The sequence below is a fragment of the Streptomyces sp. NPDC104307 genome (assembly GCF_055584045.1).
This window is the reverse complement of the sequence record NZ_JBVJMU010000008.1, coordinates 119,173-135,868: the sequence shown is the minus strand read 5'-3', so window position 1 is coordinate 135,868 and position 16,696 is coordinate 119,173. Positions and strand designations below refer to the sequence as shown.

15 protein-coding genes and 1 pseudogene are annotated in these 16,696 nt (G+C 71.1%); 4 read left to right on the top strand and 12 right to left on the bottom strand.

Features of this window, described 5'->3' with window-relative positions:
- The 4 genes from ACZ601_RS21705 to ACZ601_RS21690 form a co-directional block, all read right to left on the bottom strand.
- Nucleotides 1-678 carry a GNAT family N-acetyltransferase gene (locus ACZ601_RS21705; RefSeq protein WP_024488847.1) on the bottom strand — a complete coding sequence of 226 codons (678 nt, stop codon included), beginning with the start codon at nt 676-678 and terminating at the stop codon, nt 1-3.
- A 101-nt stretch (nt 679-779) separates the two neighbouring features.
- Entirely contained in the window at nt 780-1,646 is an 867-nt protein-coding gene (locus tag ACZ601_RS21700) for a MetQ/NlpA family ABC transporter substrate-binding protein (protein WP_440573437.1), read from the bottom strand.
- Between the two features lie 71 nt (nt 1,647-1,717).
- Nucleotides 1,718-2,389 carry a methionine ABC transporter permease gene (locus ACZ601_RS21695; protein WP_024488849.1) on the bottom strand — a complete coding sequence of 224 codons (672 nt, stop codon included), beginning with the start codon at nt 2,387-2,389 and terminating at the stop codon, nt 1,718-1,720.
- A complete protein-coding gene (locus ACZ601_RS21690) occupies nt 2,386-3,462 on the bottom strand; it encodes a methionine ABC transporter ATP-binding protein (protein WP_440573436.1) in 1,077 nt (358 codons plus the stop codon). The genes ACZ601_RS21695 and ACZ601_RS21690 overlap by 4 nt, the downstream gene beginning before the upstream one ends.
- 571 nt (nt 3,463-4,033) lie before the next feature.
- Here ACZ601_RS21690 and ACZ601_RS21685 point away from each other — a divergent pair.
- Both ACZ601_RS21685 and ACZ601_RS21680 read left to right on the top strand, forming a co-directional pair.
- The gene (locus ACZ601_RS21685) at nt 4,034-4,393 is read left to right on the top strand and encodes a hypothetical protein (protein ID WP_362963318.1); all 360 of its coding nucleotides are present in this window, start codon (nt 4,034-4,036) and stop codon (nt 4,391-4,393) included.
- Between the two features lie 2 nt (nt 4,394-4,395).
- Nucleotides 4,396-4,833, top strand: a complete 438-nt coding sequence (locus ACZ601_RS21680; RefSeq protein ID WP_024488852.1) for a hypothetical protein — start codon at nt 4,396-4,398, stop codon at nt 4,831-4,833.
- 35 nt (nt 4,834-4,868) lie between these two features.
- Here ACZ601_RS21680 and ACZ601_RS21675 read toward each other — a convergent pair whose 3' ends face one another.
- The 3 genes and pseudogenes from ACZ601_RS21675 to ACZ601_RS21665 all read right to left on the bottom strand — a co-directional run bounded on the left by ACZ601_RS21675 (nt 4,869) and on the right by ACZ601_RS21665 (nt 7,268).
- The gene (locus tag ACZ601_RS21675; RefSeq protein ID WP_440573441.1) at nt 4,869-5,372 is read right to left on the bottom strand and encodes a GNAT family N-acetyltransferase; all 504 of its coding nucleotides are present in this window, start codon (nt 5,370-5,372) and stop codon (nt 4,869-4,871) included.
- 37 nt (nt 5,373-5,409) lie between these two features.
- Nucleotides 5,410-5,975: pseudogene (locus ACZ601_RS21670) on the bottom strand (sigma-70 family RNA polymerase sigma factor).
- Between the two features lie 120 nt (nt 5,976-6,095).
- Nucleotides 6,096-7,268, bottom strand: coding sequence for a glycerophosphodiester phosphodiesterase (locus ACZ601_RS21665; RefSeq protein WP_469540336.1), 1,173 nt, complete (start codon nt 7,266-7,268; stop codon nt 6,096-6,098).
- 232 nt (nt 7,269-7,500) lie between these two features.
- On the opposite strand from ACZ601_RS21665, the gene ACZ601_RS21660 reads away from it, so the two are divergent.
- Nucleotides 7,501-8,172, top strand: a complete 672-nt coding sequence (locus ACZ601_RS21660; protein ID WP_440573433.1) for a lysophospholipid acyltransferase family protein — start codon at nt 7,501-7,503, stop codon at nt 8,170-8,172.
- Between the two features lie 115 nt (nt 8,173-8,287).
- On the opposite strand, the gene ACZ601_RS21655 is transcribed toward ACZ601_RS21660, so the two are convergent.
- Complete coding sequence (locus ACZ601_RS21655; RefSeq protein WP_469540333.1) at nt 8,288-9,832, bottom strand: MFS transporter; 1,545 nt, start codon at nt 9,830-9,832, stop codon at nt 8,288-8,290.
- On the bottom strand, nt 9,829-10,380 hold the full coding sequence (locus ACZ601_RS21650; RefSeq protein ID WP_469540330.1) for a TetR/AcrR family transcriptional regulator: 552 nt from the start codon (nt 10,378-10,380) through the stop codon (nt 9,829-9,831). The genes ACZ601_RS21655 and ACZ601_RS21650 overlap by 4 nt, the downstream gene beginning before the upstream one ends.
- 437 nt (nt 10,381-10,817) lie before the next feature.
- On the opposite strand from ACZ601_RS21650, the gene helR reads away from it, so the two are divergent.
- Nucleotides 10,818-12,965, top strand: a complete 2,148-nt coding sequence (gene helR, locus ACZ601_RS21645) for an RNA polymerase recycling motor ATPase HelR (protein ID WP_469540327.1) — start codon at nt 10,818-10,820, stop codon at nt 12,963-12,965.
- Nucleotides 12,966-12,986: 21 nt separating this feature from the next.
- On the opposite strand, the gene ACZ601_RS21640 is transcribed toward helR, so the two are convergent.
- The 3 genes from ACZ601_RS21640 to argH form a co-directional block, all read right to left on the bottom strand.
- Nucleotides 12,987-13,877 (bottom strand): sigma-70 family RNA polymerase sigma factor, encoded by an 891-nt coding sequence (locus ACZ601_RS21640; protein WP_469540324.1) that lies wholly within the window; start codon nt 13,875-13,877, stop codon nt 12,987-12,989.
- 111 nt (nt 13,878-13,988) lie between these two features.
- A complete protein-coding gene (locus tag ACZ601_RS21635; RefSeq protein ID WP_469540321.1) occupies nt 13,989-14,960 on the bottom strand; it encodes an aldo/keto reductase in 972 nt (323 codons plus the stop codon).
- A gap of 141 nt (nt 14,961-15,101) precedes the next feature.
- Complete coding sequence (argH, locus tag ACZ601_RS21630; protein ID WP_469540318.1) at nt 15,102-16,532, bottom strand: argininosuccinate lyase; 1,431 nt, start codon at nt 16,530-16,532, stop codon at nt 15,102-15,104.
- Nucleotides 16,533-16,696: the final 164 nt, after the last annotated feature.

The window sequence follows — 16,696 nt, the reverse complement described above, 5'->3', positions numbered from 1 at the left end:
TCAGTTCCAGTCGTTGTACGTACCGTATCCACCGGCGTCGGCGAGCTGCTCGGCGACTCCCTCCAGGTCCTCGGGGAGCAGGCCCCAGACGATCAGGTCGGTCCTGATGTCGGCCCATCCGCCGTCCTCGGTCTGCGAGCGGGCTATCCGGGCGTTGCGCAGGATCCCCTCACTGATGCAGCCGAGCTTCTGGGCGACCTGCTGGGAGGCGGTGTTGTCGGCGGCGGTGCGCAGCTCTATCCGCTCGAAGCCCTGGTCGCGGAAGAGCCACTGGGCGAGGGCCAGCACGGACTCGGTGGCGTATCCCTCGCCGCGTGCCCAGGGGGCGGTGATGTAGGCGGCCTCCGTGGCCAGGGTCCGCCAGTCGGTGTTGTGCAGCCGGACCGAGCCGACGAGGCGCTGGGTGAGGAACTCGGTGACGGCGAAGACGATGCCGTCGCCCTTGGTGCGCTGCGCGGGGGCGATCCGGCGGACCCAGCGTTCCGCGTCGACCTGGGTGTAGGGGTGGGGTGCCTCGGTCCAGGCCGTGACGAGTTCGTCGTTCATCATCTCGATGTACGCGGGGACGTCAGCCATGTCGAAGGGGCGCAGCACCAACCGATCCGTGCTGATGGAGATGTCCGGAAAGGTGGAAGTCATGCGCAGCTCCATGCCGAAGACCGTGTAAAGGCACAGCATGCAGCATCGGGCCGGGCCTGTGCATGGGCGGGTCCGCACGGCGGAGCCCCGCACACCCGGGCGGGGTGTGCGGGGCTCGTCGGGCAAATGCCGCGCGGGGGTCAGGACTTGGCCGCGGACCCGAAGGCGGGGATGACCGAGCCCTGGTAGCTGTCCTCGATGAACTTCTTGACCTCGTCGGAGTGCAGGAGCTTCACGAGCTTCTGGACGCGGACGTCCTTCTCGTTGCCCTTCTTCACGGCGACGATGTTGGCGTACGGGTTGCCGTCGGCCTTCTCGATCGCGAGGGCGTCGGTGGCGGGCTTGAGCTTGGCCTCGATGGCGTAGTTGCCGTTGATGACGGCGGCGTCCACGTCGTTCAGGGCGCGGGGGACGGTCGCGGCCTCCAGCTCCTTGAACTTGAGGCCCTTCTTGTCGGTGATGTCGCTCAGCTTGGCGCTGGTGCCGACGCCGTCCTTGAGGGTGATCAGGCCGTTCTCCGCGAGCAGCTGGAGCGCGCGGCCCTCGTTGGTGGTGTCGTTCGGTACGGCGATGGTCTGGCCGGACTTGATGCCGTCCAGGTCCTTGACCTTGTGGGAGTAGAGGCCGAGGGGCTCCAGGTGGACGGTGCCGACGGAGACCAGGTGGGTGTTGTTCTTCTTGTTGAAGTCGTCGAGGTAGGGCTGGTGCTGGAAGAAGTTGGCGTCGACCTGGCCGGTCTCGGTGGCAGTGTTCGGCAGGACGTAGTCCGTGAACTCCTTGACCTCCAGCTTGAGGCCGGCCTTGGCCGCCAGGTTCTTCTTGACGAAGTCCAGGATGTCGGCGTGCGGCGTCGGGGACGCGGCGACGACGAGGGCCTTGGAGGTGTCGGCCTTGGCGCCGGTCTCGCTCTTGGACGCCGGGTCGGAGTCCGTGCCGCAGGCGGTGAGGCCGAAGGCGAGGGCGGCGGTGGCGGCGGCAGCTGCGGTGATCTTGATGTTCTTGCGCACGAAGAGTGCCTCTTTCAGGTGGTGATGGTGGTACGCCCGGACAAGGAGTGCGGGCTCGGAGGAGAGAAGTCTCAGGAGGTGGTGCGGCCGCGGCGGGCCAGCAGGCGTACGGCGGTGTCGCCGATCAGCTGGATCACGGTCACGATGACGATCAGGAGCGCGACGGTGATGAGCATGAACTGGTTGTCGAAGCGCTGGAATCCGTAGGTGACGGCCTTGGAGCCGAGTCCTTCGCCGCCGACCGCGCCGGCCATCGCGGAGTAGCCGATGAGCACGATGACGGTGGTGGTGACGCCGGAGACGAGGGAGGGCAGGGCCTGCGGCAGGAGGACCTTGCGGACGATCGTCGGGATGGAGCCGCCCATGGACTGGACGGCCTCGACGAGCCCGTGGTCGACCTCGCGGACGGCCGTCTCGACGAGCCGGGCGAAGAACGGGATGGCGCCGACGGCCAGCGGCACGATCATCGCGGTCGGGCCGATGAAGGTGCCGACGACCCAGGTGGTGAAGGGGATCAGGGCGATCAGCAGGATGATGAACGGCAGTGAGCGGCCGATGTTCACGATCACGCCGATGACCTTGTTCACCGGGGTGTTCCGCAGCAGTCCGCCCTTGTCGGTGAGGACGAGCAGGACGCCGAGCGGCAGCCCGACCAGGACGGTGACGACCGCTGACCACAGGACCATGTAGAGGGTGTCGACGGTGCCCTGTGTCAGCAGCGGCTGCATTTCGGACCAGGTCACTTCGCCACCTCCTTGGTGAGCGGTGCGGGAATCGTCGCGGGTTCGGCGTCCGTGTTCTCGGCGTTCTCGGTGATCTCGACGAGCTCCGCCTGGAGGCCCTGCTCGCGCAGGAAGCCGATGGGCACGACGTTCTCCTCGAACCGGCCGGGCAGCTCGATGCGCATCCGGCCGACCTGCCTGCCGCCGACGGTGTCCATCGCGGCGCCCAGGATCGATATGTCGATGTTGTACGTACGGGAGAGCTGCGAGATCACCGGCCGGGCGGCGGCGTCGCCGTGGAAGGTGACGTCGACGACCGTGCTGCCGGGTCCGGAGGCGCTGCCGCCGACCGGGAACAGCTCGTGGGCGAGTTCGGAGCCGGGGGTGGCGAGCAGTTCGCCCACGGTGCCGGACTCGACGATGCGGCCGCCGCGCATCAGGGCGGCGGAGTCGCAGACGGTCTTGACGACGTCCATCTCGTGCGTGATGAGCAGAACGGTGAGGCCGAGCTGCTGGTTGAGGTCGCGCAGCAGCTGGAGGATGGAGCGGGTGGTCTCGGGGTCCAGCGCCGAGGTCGCCTCGTCGGAGAGCAGCACCTTGGGGTCCCCTGCGAGTGCGCGGGCGATGCCGACGCGCTGCTTCTGGCCGCCGGAGAGCTGGCCGGGGTAGGCCTTGGCCTTCTCCGAGAGGCCGACCAGTTCGAGGAGTTCGAGGGCCTTGCGGGTGCGTTCGCGGCCGGTGACGCCGAGGATCTCCAGCGGGAGTTCGACGTTGTCGCGCACGGTGCGGGAGGCCAGCAGGTTGAAGTGCTGGAAGACCATCCCGATGCGGCTGCGGGCCTCGCGCAGTTCCCGGCCGGCCCGGCGGCCCCGTCCCGCGAGGGCGGTCAGGTCCTGGCCGGCGACGGTCACGGTGCCGGAGGTGGGGCGCTCCAGCAGGTTGACGCAGCGGATGAGGGACGATTTTCCGGCGCCGCTCTGTCCGATGACGCCGTACACCTCGCCCTCGCGGACATGGAGGTCGACGCCGTCCAGAGCGGTGACCTCACGGTCGCGCGACTGGTAGACCTTCGTGAGGCCCGTAGTGGTGATCACAGGGGTTTCCGTCACTGTCGAGTGCGCGGCGCGGTGTCCGCCGGGCACGGGGCATTCGTCCGGTGGGGCTTGGGACTTCGATCGGACGTTTCGAGCGGGGTCTCGGCACGGCCCGGCGCGGTGGTGACCGCGGGGCGGCGTGCCGGAGCAGCTCGTTCCGCTGGGTGCGGACGGCTCGGGCTCGGTCTCGCTTCGGGGCGCGAGGCTCAGGCGGGGGCCCTCAGAAGGCGCGCATTCGACACATACAACGAGCACCGGGCGTCGTGATCGCCTCGGTCGCAAGGGTGCGGCTGCTCGTCGTGGTCATGTCCCAAGTAAAACAGACGTAACGGTCCACCCCGACCGGATGTCCGAATAGCGGACGGCCCTGGATGACACCCAGGCCGCGCCGTGCCGGCCGTCTCGCTTTTTCGCCGCACCGCCCTGACCTGCAATTATCCGGGGAGCGGGCGCTCGGTGACGCGATCGGCCACCGGGACGGCCTGGTCCTGTCCTGTGGCCAAGGCCACGATCCCGGTGCGGGTACGGGGGCGCACGCGGCGGGCGGCCCGCCCCGTAATACCCTCGGCTCATGCTTGACGCCCTGACGATCGCGGTCGGCGTGGCCGCCCTCGCCCTCGCCGCCTGGTGCGGATTCGCCGCTTACCGGGACCAGCCGACCAAGGACTGGCACTTCATCGGGATGGCCGTGGTCTCGGTGCTCGCGCTGGCCCAGTTGGTGGTGGGGATCGTGCAGCTGGCCCGCGGTGAGCGGCCGGAGCAGGGCATGACCATCTTCATCGCGTATCTGATCGGGGCCTTCCTCGCCGTACCGGCGGCGGGGTTCCTGTCGCTGAGCGAGCGGACCCGGTGGGGTTCGGTGACGGTGGCGGCGGGCGCGGTCGTACTGGCCGTTCTCGAAGTACGGCTCTACGACATCTGGGGAAACTGACCGTGACCGACACCGATAGCACCCCCGCGGCGGACACCGGCGAGAAGAAGCCCTTCGACCTGGGCACCGGTCCGGGCCGGGTACTGGTCTGGTTCTACGGCGTGTTCACCGTGGCGGCGGCGTCCCGTTCGATCGTCCAGATGATCCTGGACTTCGGGAAGGCCCCGCTGGCCTATGTGCTGTCGGCGGTCGCCGCGCTCGTCTACGGCTTCATCACGTATTCACTGGTGCGCGGCGGGGAGCGGGCGCGCAGGACGGCGCTGGTGTGCTGCGCCGCCGAGCTCGCCGGGGTGCTGATCGTGGGTACGTGGACGCTGGCGGAGCCGTCCGCGTTCGCGGATGCCACCGTCTGGTCGGACTTCGGTGCGGGCTACCTGCTCATCCCGGTGATCCTGCCGGTCACCGGGATGATCTGGCTGCGCCGCGCGAGGACCGCGTAGGCGGCACGCGAGGACCGTCGTAACCGCCGGACGGGTCAGGCGCTGGTCACGTACGCGGCGGCCGAGGCCTCCTTCTCCAGCAGGATCATCCGGACGCCGTCCTGGCCGGTGGCGTTGCCCACGGGGGCGTAACCGGCCCGGCGGTAGAGCCGCAGGTTGCTCTCGCTGAGGTGCCCGGTGTGCAGCTGGAAGCGGGTGGCCGCGCGCTGGTCCGCGAGGCCGGATTCCGCGGCCCGCAGCAGCCGGGCTCCGAGGCCGTGCCCCTGGAGCCTGGGGTGGACGCAGAGCCGTCCGATCAGTCCGGTGCCGCTCTGGTCCGCGGAGCCGCGTACCGTACCGACGACTTCCTCACCCAGCCGGGCCACGAACACCAGGTCCGCGGCGATTTCGGCGCGCAGTGAGTCGAGGGTCTGGACAAGTGGCTCGATCCGGTAGTTCCCGTACAGCTCCGCCTCGCTCTGAAAGCTGAGGTACTGGAGCTTCAAGATCTGTTCGGCGTCCTGTGTGCCCGCCGCCGAGATGATCACGCTCATGCCCATCCGCGCATGCCTCCCGCTCATCTGATCCGCCGGTTGTCTACCGCTCCTTTCCCCGCGGTTCAGGAGCTACAACCTCCGCCGCCAGCATTCTGCGCAGACATCCAAGGCATCGGGAACGGATCGGGCCCAAACTCCCCTGTGACATAGCCAACTCCCCTGCGATCTCGCGGTAGGTGGGATCGTTCGGGGCCAGCAGCGCCCTCAGCAGTCGGGCGCAGCGGGCCGGCAGCCGGTCGACCGCCGCGCGCAGTAACCGGCGCTGTTCGGCGCCGGCGAAGGCCCGTTCCGGGCAGCCGGCCGGATCGGGGGCGGTCTCGTCACGGTAGGGCCGCTCGTTGCGACGGTACGGCGGGCCCGGCGCGCCTCCCCACGCACGGTGTCCCGGACCCAGCGGGCGGCGTCCTTCGGCGGTCCCTGCTCGGGCAGCCGTTCCAGCAGCCGCAGCCAGACGGCCTGTTCGAGGTCGGCGCGGTCGACAGCGGCGCCGGTGGCCGAGGCCGCCGCCTCGGCCCTGGCCTCGGCCCTGACCAGCGGATACAGGGTGCGGACCACGGCTGCCGGAGCGGGCCGGGACGGCGCGGCGGAAAGATCGAGAAGCGTCATGCACCCACCCGACGCGGCTCTGCGGCCGCAGGTTGCCGAACCGGCCCCGTACCACCCGACCGAGGTGCACCCGGCCGGGTGCTGACGGGCCCGTGCCCCGCCTGATCCGGACGAAAGGCCCTACTTCCCCGTGAAGTCCGCCGCCGCGAGCAGTGCCGTGTCCGGGTTGTCGGAGAAGATCCCGTCGATGCCCGTCGCGAAGTACGCGGCGAAGGCGCCGAAGGCGTCGCCGTACGCATTGGGGTCGCTGCCGCGCCGGAAGTCCGCGGGCAGGAAGGTGTTCTCGTTGCGCATCGTGTAGGGGTGCAGGATCAGCCCGCGGGCGTGCGCGTCGCGCACCAGGGTGGTGGGCTGCGCGAGCCTGCCGGACGCGTCCTTGGGGATGATCAGGTCCAGCGTCGGCCCGATGCCCTGGGCGAAGGACGCCATCCACTTCAGGCCCGCAGGCTTCACCAGGTCGTCGGTGGTGCGCGGGTCGCCGGTCGCCGTGAAGTCCCAGGGCTGGGTGCCGGTGCCGGAGAGGAGGACGACGCGCGGAGTGGCGACGAGCTTCGACAGCCGCTGGATGCTGGTCGGCTCGAAGGACTGGAGGATGAGCGGCGACTGGGCGCGGTGGCGGTCGTAGCGGCGCAGCAGCTTGACGAGGCGTTCCTCAAGACCGAGGCCGAGGCCGCGGAAGTAGGTGGGGTGCTTGGTCTCGACGTACAGCCAGACCGGCTTCCCGCGCTTGCGGCCCTCGCGGTCGGCCCAGCGCAGGACCTCCTCGAAGGTCGGGATCTCCCAGCGGCCGTCGTACAGCGTGTTCTTCTGGCGGTTGCCCGGGATGCGTTCCTTGGCCCGCAGTGTCTTCAGTTCGGCGAGGGTGAAGTCCTCGGTGAACCATCCGGTGAGCGGGATGCCGTCGACGGTCTTGGTGGTCCTGCGGCTCGCGAACTCGGGGTGCGCGGAGACGTCGGTGGTGGCGGTGATGTCGTTCTCGTGGCGGCAGACGAGGTGCCCGTCCCGGGTCGGCACCAGGTCCTGCTCGATGACGTGGGCGCCCATGTCGAGGGCCAGCTGGTACGAGCCGAGGGTGTGTTCCGGGCGGTATCCGCTGGTGCCCCGGTGTCCGATGACGGTCGGCACCGGCAGGTCGAGTCGGTGTCCGGAGCCGCCGTGGCCGCCGGAGCGCTCGGCGGTGTTCCCGGCGGCCCGCGCCGTCCCGGACAGGCCGACGGCCGCGGTCCCGAGTACGGCGGCTCCCACGCCCATGACGGTCCGTCGTCCGGGTGTGGCGTGCGCACGCTCTGTCATGAATGCTCCTCGCATATGATGTCCGGCATCTGTCGAGCGGGGCCCGAGCGTAGGCAGCTGGGCCGTCCGGACGGCGGCATCCGGGCCAACGTGGCGCAAACACACGTCAACACCGCGTATCCACTGCGTGAACCCGATGTGCGATCAGCGAGTACCCGCGAGTATCGTCCTCACCTGCATGGACCGCTCAATCCGTCGCTCGGCCGGCCCGGCCACTACACCGGAGGAACCGTTGTCCCGACACGCACTCATCAAGGCAGTGCTAGGACCGATCCTGCGCCTGATGTTCCGGCCGCGGGTGGAGGGCATCGAGAACATTCCGGGATCCGGGCCGGTGATCCTGGCGGGAAATCACCTCACCTTCATCGACTCGATGATCATGCCGATCTGCTGCGAACGTCCGGTGTACTTCATCGGCAAGGACGAGTACGTCACCGGCAAGGGCCTCAAGGGCCGCCTGATGGCGTGGTTCTTCACGGGCGTCGGCATGATCCCGGTGGACCGGGACGGCGGCCGCGGCGGTGTCGCGGCGCTGATGACGGGGCGCCGGGTGCTGGACGAGGACAAGGCCTTCGCGATCTACCCGGAGGGGACCCGCTCCCCCGACGGCCGCCTCTACCGGGGCCGGACGGGCATCGCGCGGCTGACGCTGATGACGGGTGCGCCGGTCGTGCCGTTCGCGATGATCGGCACGGACAAGCTCCAGCCGGGCGGCTCCGGTCTGCCCCGGCCCGGCAAGGTCACGGTGCGCTTCGGTGAGCCGATGGAGTTCTCCCGCTACGAGGGCATGGACCGCGACCGCTATGTGCTGCGGGCGGTGACGGACTCCGTGATGGCCGAGGTGATGCGGCTGTCCGGTCAGGAGTACGTCGACATCTACGCGACGAAGGCCAAGGCCGCCTGAGCCCGCTCGGTCCTGCGGAAGGGTCCGTACCCCGGTCGGGGGTACGGACCCTTCCGCGTACCGGTTTCACCCGTCCGGCTCACGGCGGTACGTCACCGGCGGCGCCGGGCGGCCGTCAGTCGTGCACGATGCCTTCCTCCAGCTCCTGGCCGCGCAGCAGGTACCAGGCCGCGACCGCCGTCGCCAGCAGGACGGCGGCGCCCACGGCGGAGGCGAGCCGCAGCCCGTCGACGAACGCGTCCTGGGCCGCGGAGACCAGGTCCGTCCCCTGCTGCCCGGGGAGTGTCTTGGCCGCCTCGACGGCGCCGCCCAGTGATTCGTGGGCGGCGGAGGAGGTGGCGGCGGGTACCCCCGCCGGAGTGGCGAAGCCCTGGTAGACCCCGGTGACGACGGAGCCGAGCAGGGCGATGCCGAGCGCCGCGCCCAGCTCGTACGCCGTCTCGGAGACCGCGGACGCGGAGCCCGCGTGTTCCTTGGGGACGCTGGAGAGGATCACGTCGGACGTCACGGTGAAGGCGAAGCCCGCGCCCACGCCCACAACCAGCAGCAGGGCGCCGATCAGCGGGTATCCGGTTTCCTTGTGGATCGCGGCGACCGCGGCCAGCGACAGGCCGATGGCCCCGAGGCCCCCGGACACCACGGACCGCACGGAGAAGCGGCGGGCGGTGGTCCCGGCCAGCAGGCCCGCGGTGACCGCACCGACGGCCGCCGGTAGTTCGGCCAGCCCCGCCTCCAGCGGCGCCCGGCCCTGGACCAGTTGCAGGAACTGGGAGAGGAAGAAGACCAGCCCGGACAGGCCGAGGATGGTCAGCAGGTCCGCGAGCACGGCGCCGGAGAAGCCCCGGTGGCGGAAGAGCCGCATGTCCAGCAGCGGCGCGGGGAGGCGGAACTGCCGGCGTACGAACCAGACGAGCGCGGCCGCACCACCGACGCCCGCGAGCGCGACCGGCCAGCTGCCGCCGTGCGCCGCCAGCTCCTTGACGGCGTACACGACTCCGAACATGCCGACCAGCGAGAGACCGACGCTGACGATGTCCCACGGTCCGGGCGCGGGGTTCTTCGACTCGGGGATCAGCTTGATCCCCACGACGACGAGCACGGCCATGACCGGCAGGTTGATCAGGAAGACCGAGCCCCACCAGAAGTGCTCCAGGAGGAAACCGCCGACGACGGGGCCCACCGCCGCGCCTGCGGAGGCCATCGCGCCCCAGATGCCGATGGCGAGGCTGCGTTCGCGCGCGTCATGGAAGATGTTGCGGATCAGGGCGAGGGTGGACGGCATCAGGGTGGCGCCGGCGACGCCGAGCAGGGCGCGCGCCAGGATCATCATCTCGGGCGTCATCGCGTAGGCGTTGAGCACCGAGACCGCGCCGAAGGCGGTGGCTCCGCAGAGCAGCAGCTTCTTGCGGCCGATGCGGTCACCGAGGCTCCCCATGGAGACGAGGAGTCCGGCGATGACGAAGGAGTAGACGTCACCGATCCAGAGCAGCTGGGTGCCGGTGGGCTCCAGGTCCTCGCTGAGGAACGGGGTCGCCAGACCGAGCACGGTCGCGTCGATGGCGACCAGCAGGACGGCCAGCACGAGCACGGACAGCGCGATCCACCGCCCGGGGCGGCGCAGCTCGGTCGGGGGCTCCGGGTGCTGTTCCATGCTGCTCATTGCTCCACGCTCCGGCGTGCGCCGCCGAGCAGCAACTCGACGATCATGTACTGGAAGTCCTGCGCGGCCACCCGTCCCACCTGGACGGCCCAGGCGCCGGTGCTGATGAGCCCGTAGAGGGCCTCGGTCAGCCAGGCGGGGGTCAGGTCGATGCGGATCTCGCCGCGCTCCTGGCCGCGCCGGAAGAAGGCGGAGACCCGTGCGTCCAGCCGGTCCCAGCCCTCGTTCATCTCGCCGCCCTCGAAGAGCTGGTTCTCGGTGACGAGGAAGGAGAGCAGTCCGGCACTCGGCTCGACGGCCGCGACGAACCGGCGCAGCGCCTCCTCCGAGGTGCCCTCGTCGAGCCCGGCCCGGTCGAGCGCGGCCCCGAACTCCTGGATGCCCAGCTCTTCCAGGGCCCTGACCAGGGCGTCCCGCCCGGCGAAGTGCCGGTGCAGGGTGGCGCGTCCGATACCGGCGGCCTTGGCGACCTCATCCATGGTGGCGGTCGATTTACGGGTCAGCAGGGCGGCGGCGCTGCGCAGCACCTGCTCACGATCGAGAGTCATGAGACGAGATTAGCCCACTTGAGACGCTCATGTCTCATTCGGGGTGCCGAAGCTCCTGCGCGCCGAGGGCTGCGCGCCGGCTGTCGCGTGCGGGGGCTGCGTGCCGGCTGTTGCGTGCCGCGAGGAGTCTCAGGGGTTGAATGACCGCGGGAAGCCGCTGTACGGCGTCGAGATCCGGTTGTCCGTCATCCGGCCATCGCGCCGGGCGGTGAGGGGAGCGGGCCACAGGCCCGTATCGTGGCGATCGGCCCAGGAAGCACCGGGCTCCGGCCGGAGGGTCGTGAACACGAACCCACTCCTTGCCACTTTTAACTTATAGCGCATGGGGGGGCTTGCCACAAGGCCCCCGTAATGGCGCAGAATCAGGTACACCGCGCCGGTCCAGGCGCCCCGCCGCGCGCATCGACCGCGAGCGGCCCAGTCCCGGAGCTGATGACGTGAACCCCCTGACCACCAGCGCGTTCGACCTTCCCGACCGCCTCTCCCACAAGGCCGATCCGGCCCTGATCGCCAGCGACGAGGAGCACTTCGCGGCCATCGCGGAGTGCCTCGACGCGTCGATCTCCGAGCTCACCGAGCGGCTCGCCGCCGAGCGCAGGACGCCCGGCGGTGCGGGCCGGCAGGCGATGGACCGGGACGTGGAGATCCACCGGCTGACCGCCCGGCTGCGCGCGCTGCGCCGCTTCGGCCTCGACCTCTGCCTGGGGCACATGGTCGCGGCGGACGACGGCGAGCCGCTGTTCGTCGGACGGCTCGGCCTCACCGACAGCTCGGGCCGCCGGCTGCTCATCGACTGGCGCTCCCCCGCGGCCGAGCCGTTCTTCGGCGCCACCCACGCCAACCCGATGGGGCTGGCGAGCCGCCGCAGGTACCGCTGGACCCGCGGCCTGATCAGCGACTACTGGGACGAGGTGTTCACCTCCGAGGGCTTCGCCGGGCACGCCGCGCTCGACGACCAGTCCGCGTTCATCGCCAGCCTGGGCAGCAACCGCTCGGCCCGGATGCGGGACGTGCTGGGCACCATCCAGGCCGACCAGGACGCCATCATCCGCGCGGGCTCGCGCGGCGCGCTCGTCGTCGACGGGGGCCCCGGTACGGGCAAGACGGTCGTCGCCCTGCACCGTTCCGCCTACCTCCTGTACTCCGACCCCCGGCTCGGTCACCGCCGGGGCGGCGTGCTGTTCGTCGGCCCGCACCAGCCCTACCTGGGCTACGTCGCCGACGTGCTGCCCAGCCTCGGCGAGGAGGGCGTGCAGACGTGCACCCTGCGGGACCTGGTGACCGAGGGGGCGGCCGCAGGACCGGAGGCAGACCCGGAGGTGGCCCGGCTGAAGTCCTCCGGGCAGCTGGTGGCGGCGGTCGACGCGGCCGCCAGGTTCTACGAGGAGCCGCCCGCCAAGGGGATGACGGTCACCACCCACTGGTCGGACATCCAGCTGACCGCCGCCGACTGGGCCGTGGCGTTCGACGCGGCGGAACCCGGCACTCCGCACAACGAGGCGCGCGACCAGGTCCGCGACGAGCTGCTCACGATCCTGGTCGAGAAGCACGAGGGCGACGTCTCGGACGCCGTACTGCGCAAGTCGCTGCTGAAGAACCGGGAACTGCTCACCACCTTCGACCGCGCCTGGCCGCTGCTGGAGGCGGCCGACGTCGTCGGGGACCTCTGGTCCGTCCCCGCCTACCTGCGCCGATGTGCTCCCTGGCTCAGCCGCGACGAGGTCTCCCGGCTCCAGCGGGCGGACGCCCAGGCGTGGACGGTGTCCGACCTGCCGTTCCTGGACGCGGCCCGGCAGCGCCTCGGCGACCCGGAAGCCTCCCGCCGCAGCCGCCGGCACCAGGCGGCGCTCGCCGCCGACCGCGAGCACATGGACAAGGTCATCGACACCCTGCTCCAGGCGGACGACGACGGTGAGGGCGCCGTGACGATGCTGCACGGGAAGGACCTCCAGGAGGCCCTGGTCGACGACAGCGGCGCACCCGGCACCGAACCGGACCAGCTCGCCGGGCCGTTCGCACACGTCGTCGTGGACGAGGCCCAGGAACTGACCGACGCGGAGTGGCAGATGCTGCTGCTCCGGTGCCCCTCCGGGAGCTTCACCATCGTCGGGGACCGCGCCCAGGCCCGCCACGGGTTCACCGAGTCGTGGCAGGAACGGCTGAAGCGGGTCGGGCTGGACCGGATCAGCCTGGCCTCCCTGAGCATCAACTACCGGACGCCGGAGGAGATCATGGCGGAGGCCGAGCCGGTCATCCGGGCCGTGCTCCCGGACGCCAACGTACCGGCGTCCGTCCGCAGCAGCGGACTCCCCGTCACGCACGGTTCCACGGCGGACCTGGGCCCGGTCCTGGACACCTGGCTCGCCGCCAATGACGACGGGATCGCCTGCGTCGTCGGCGATCCCGGGTTCGAGCCGACCGCCCGCGTCCGGTCGCTGGCCCCGGAACTGACCAAGGGACTCGAATTCGACCTGGTCGTCCTGATCGACCCGCAGACGTTCGGTGAGGGCATCGAGGGAGCCGTCGACCGCTATGTCGCGATGACCAGGGCGACCCGGCAGCTCGTCGTCCTCACGAGCCCCTGACGCCGGGCCGGCCGCGCCGCCTCACTCGTCGAGGAGGACCAGATCGCGGCCGGCCAGCCCGGCCGGGTCGGTGATGACGAACAGTTCGACGACCTTCCCGCGCTCGATCGCGAACCGCATGACGGAGAAACCCTCTCCCTCGCGCGCCGCGATGACCGCGGGGGCGCCGTCGAGCAGCGCGAACCGCGCCGACCTGGCGTACGGCGCGAACATGATCGCCCGCCGCGCCACGTTCGCCGCGCCACGCACCACCGTGGGGGCCTCGACGGCACTGCCGCCGGACCGGGACACGACATCGGGGTCGAGCACCGCGACGAGCGCTTCGAAGTCCCCGCCTCTGGCGGCCGCCAGGAAGGCGTCCACGATCTCGCGGCGGGCCGCCCCGGGGCCGGGCTCGGGGGCGACGCCCCGCACCCGGCGGCGGGCCCGGCTGGCGAGCTGCCGGGCGGCGGCCGGGGTGCGGTCGACGATGCGGGCGATCTCGTCGAACGGCACCGCGAACATGTCGTGCAGCACGAAGGCGAGCCGCTCGGCCGGGTCGAGCGTTTCGAGGACCACCAGCAGCGCGAGACCCACCGAGTCGGCGGTCAGCGCCTGCTGTTCCGGGTCCCCGCCGGGCTCGGGGACCGACGCCGGACCGGGCTCGGGCGCCTCGGGCACCCCCGTCTCCAGGGGCTCCTCGCGGCGGACGCGGCGCGAGCGGAGCATGTCCAGGCAGACCCGTCCGACCACGGTCGTCAGCCAGCCGCCCAGGTTCTCGATCGCCGCGCTGTCAGAGCGGGCGAGCCGGATCCAGGCCTCCTGGACCGCGTCCTCCGCCTCGTCCGACGAGCCGAGCATCCGATGGGCCACGGCCTTCAGATGGGAGCGGTTCTCCTCGAACCGCGCCGCCAGGAACTCGATCTCGTCCACAGCCGTCCTCCCGTGTCAGGTGTTCTCATCACGTTGACGCGGCAGACCCGCCGGATGTGACCACCGTGCCCGGATCCGTCGTGCGGGAAGCCGTCGTGCGGGGCGGACGGCTCAGCTCCACGGCAGCGAAGCCCGGTGGCGCCAGTAGGCCTCCGGCTCCTCCACCAGCGCGTCCAGCCGGGCGCGCCGTTCCTCGTCGAGGCCGAGGACGGCGGCGTGCAGGTTTCCGGCGAGCTGGCTGACGGTCGCGGCGCCGGAGAGCACCACCCCGGCCCACGGCTGGTGCAGCACCAGCGCCAGGGCCACCGCGTCGCTGCCCAGTCCCTCCTCTTCTGCGATCTCCCGCACCACGGCCGGGGCCTCCGTGCCCGCCAGCCGGCCGTTGGCCATGGCCTCCTTGACGATCACGGTGAGTCCGGCGGCGTGCGCGTCGGCCAGCGCCGGTCCGGCCGAGGTCTCCAGTGCGTTGTAGGTGGCCTGGACCGTACGGAAGAGGGGCTCGCCGTCGACCGTGACGGCGAGGGCCGCCCGGATGGCCTCTGCCTGCGCGGGCCCACTGGTGGAGAGGCCGATGCTGACGCCTTCCGCGGCGAGCGCGGCGAGGCGGGCGTGCAGCTCCTTGTCCGTCAGGGCCGGGCTGTCCGCGGTGACGGAGTGGATCTGGTAGAGGTCGAGCCGGTCACCGAGCAGCTCGGCGGTCTCGGCGCGCTGGCGCTCAAAGGTGGCGAGGCTGTGGTCCTTGACCTCGTGCGCCTCGGCGTCGACGGCCCAGTCGGCGGTGTAGGTATAGCCCCACTTGCTCCCGATGACGACGTCGCGCACCTCGGGCCGGGCCGTCAGCCACTCGCCGAGGAACTCCTCCGAGCGGCCGTAGGAGCGGGCCGCGTCGAAGTAGCGGACGCCCTGGGCGTAGGCGGCGTCGAGCAGTTCGTGGGTGCGGGCGCGGAGCGCGTCGGCGGTGCGCTCGTCCGGCAGGTCGCGGTCACGGTGGAGATTGATGTAGCCGGGCCTGCCGACCGCTGCCAGGCCGAGCCCGATGTGGGCGGTCGGGGTGGTGGTACTGGCCAGTCGGGCGAAGGGCATCGCGGGCTCCTCGTGTTCGGTGGGGCAACGCGGCCGGGGCCGTCCTGCCCCGGCCTGCCGCACAGGTCATGGGTGTTCACCTGCCCGGACCCGGCCCGGACAGGCCCCACCCGACCAACGTAGCCCGCGATGCCCGTCCGGCTACTTGCGCGCGGCCCAGGCGTGCTGTGTCGCGAGGTCCTCCTTGACCTCGGCCAGCTGGACGGCGACCGCGGAGGGCGCCGTGCCGCCCCGGCCGTCGCGGGAGGCCAGCGCGCCGGCCACGTCGAGGACGGTGCGGACCTCGGGGGTGAGGTGCTCGGAGATGTTCGCGAACTGCTCGTCGGTCAGCTCGTCGAGCTCGATGCCGTGCCGCTCGCACTCCTTGACGCAAGCGCCCGCGACCTCGTGGGCAACGCGGAACGGCACCCCCTGCTTGACCAGCCACTCCGCGATGTCGGTGGCGAGCGAGAAGCCGGCCGGGGCCAGCTCCTCCATGCGCTCGCGGTTGACGGTGAGCGTGGCCATCATGCCGGTGAAGGCGGGCAGCAGGACTTCGAGCTGGTCGCAGGAGTCGAAGACCGGCTCCTTGTCCTCCTGGAGGTCGCGGTTGTACGCGAGCGGCAGGGCCTTCAGCGTGGCCATCAGCCCGGTGAGGTTGCCGATGAGCCGTCCCGACTTGCCCCGGGCCAGTTCCGCGATGTCGGGGTTCTTCTTCTGCGGCATGATCGACGAGCCGGTGGAGAAGGCGTCGTGGAGGGTGACGAAGGAGAACTCCTTCGTGTTCCAGATGATGATCTCCTCCGCGATCCGGGAGAGATTGATGCCGATCATCGCGGTGATGAACGCGAACTCGGCGACGAAGTCCCGCGAGGCCGTGCCGTCGATGGAGTTGGCCACCGAGCCGCGCTCGAAGCCGAGGTCGGCCGCGACCGCCTCCGGGTCCAGGCCGAGCGAGGAGCCGGCGAGTGCGCCGGAGCCGTAAGGCGACACGGCGGTCCGCTCGTCCCACTGCCGCAGCCGCTCGGCGTCCCGGGACAGCGGCTGCACATGGGCCAGGATGTGGTGGGCGAACAGCACCGGCTGGGCGTGCTGGAGGTGCGTGCGCCCTGGCATGGCCACGTCCGGGTGGGCCTCCGCGAGGCCGACCAGGGCGTCCTGGAGCTCTGCGAGGAGACCGCCGATGATCCGGGCGTGATCGCGCAGGTACATCCGGAAGAGCGTGGCGATCTGGTCGTTGCGGGAGCGTCCGGCCCGCAGCTTGCCGCCGAGCTCCGCGCCGAGCCGCTCCAGCAGGCCGCGCTCCAGGGCGGTGTGGACGTCCTCGTCCGCGACGGTGCCGGTGAACGAGCCGTCCGCGACGTCCGCCTCCAGCTGGTCGAGTCCGGCGGTCATCCGCTTCAGCTCGTCCTCTGTGAGCAGCCCCGCCTTGTTGAGGACCCGCGCGTGGGCGCGGGAGCCGGCGATGTCGTACGGCGCGAGGCGCCAGTCGAAGTGGACGGACGCGGACAGCCTGGCCAGCGCCTCGGCCGGGCCGTCCGCGAACCGGGCACCCCAGAGGCGTACGTCGCTGTTGCCGTTGCCGTTGCTCACTGCGTGCTCCTCGGAAGAACAAGGGGGTTTGGATGTGCGGCCGCCTCCCCGCGCGGGCGGCCGGGGAGGCGGTGACGTAACGGGGTGGGGTCAGGTCAGGTCACGCCGGGCGGCGTCTCCGCCGCGAGCGGACCCGATGGCGACGGAGGTGTCCGGGCCGCCCG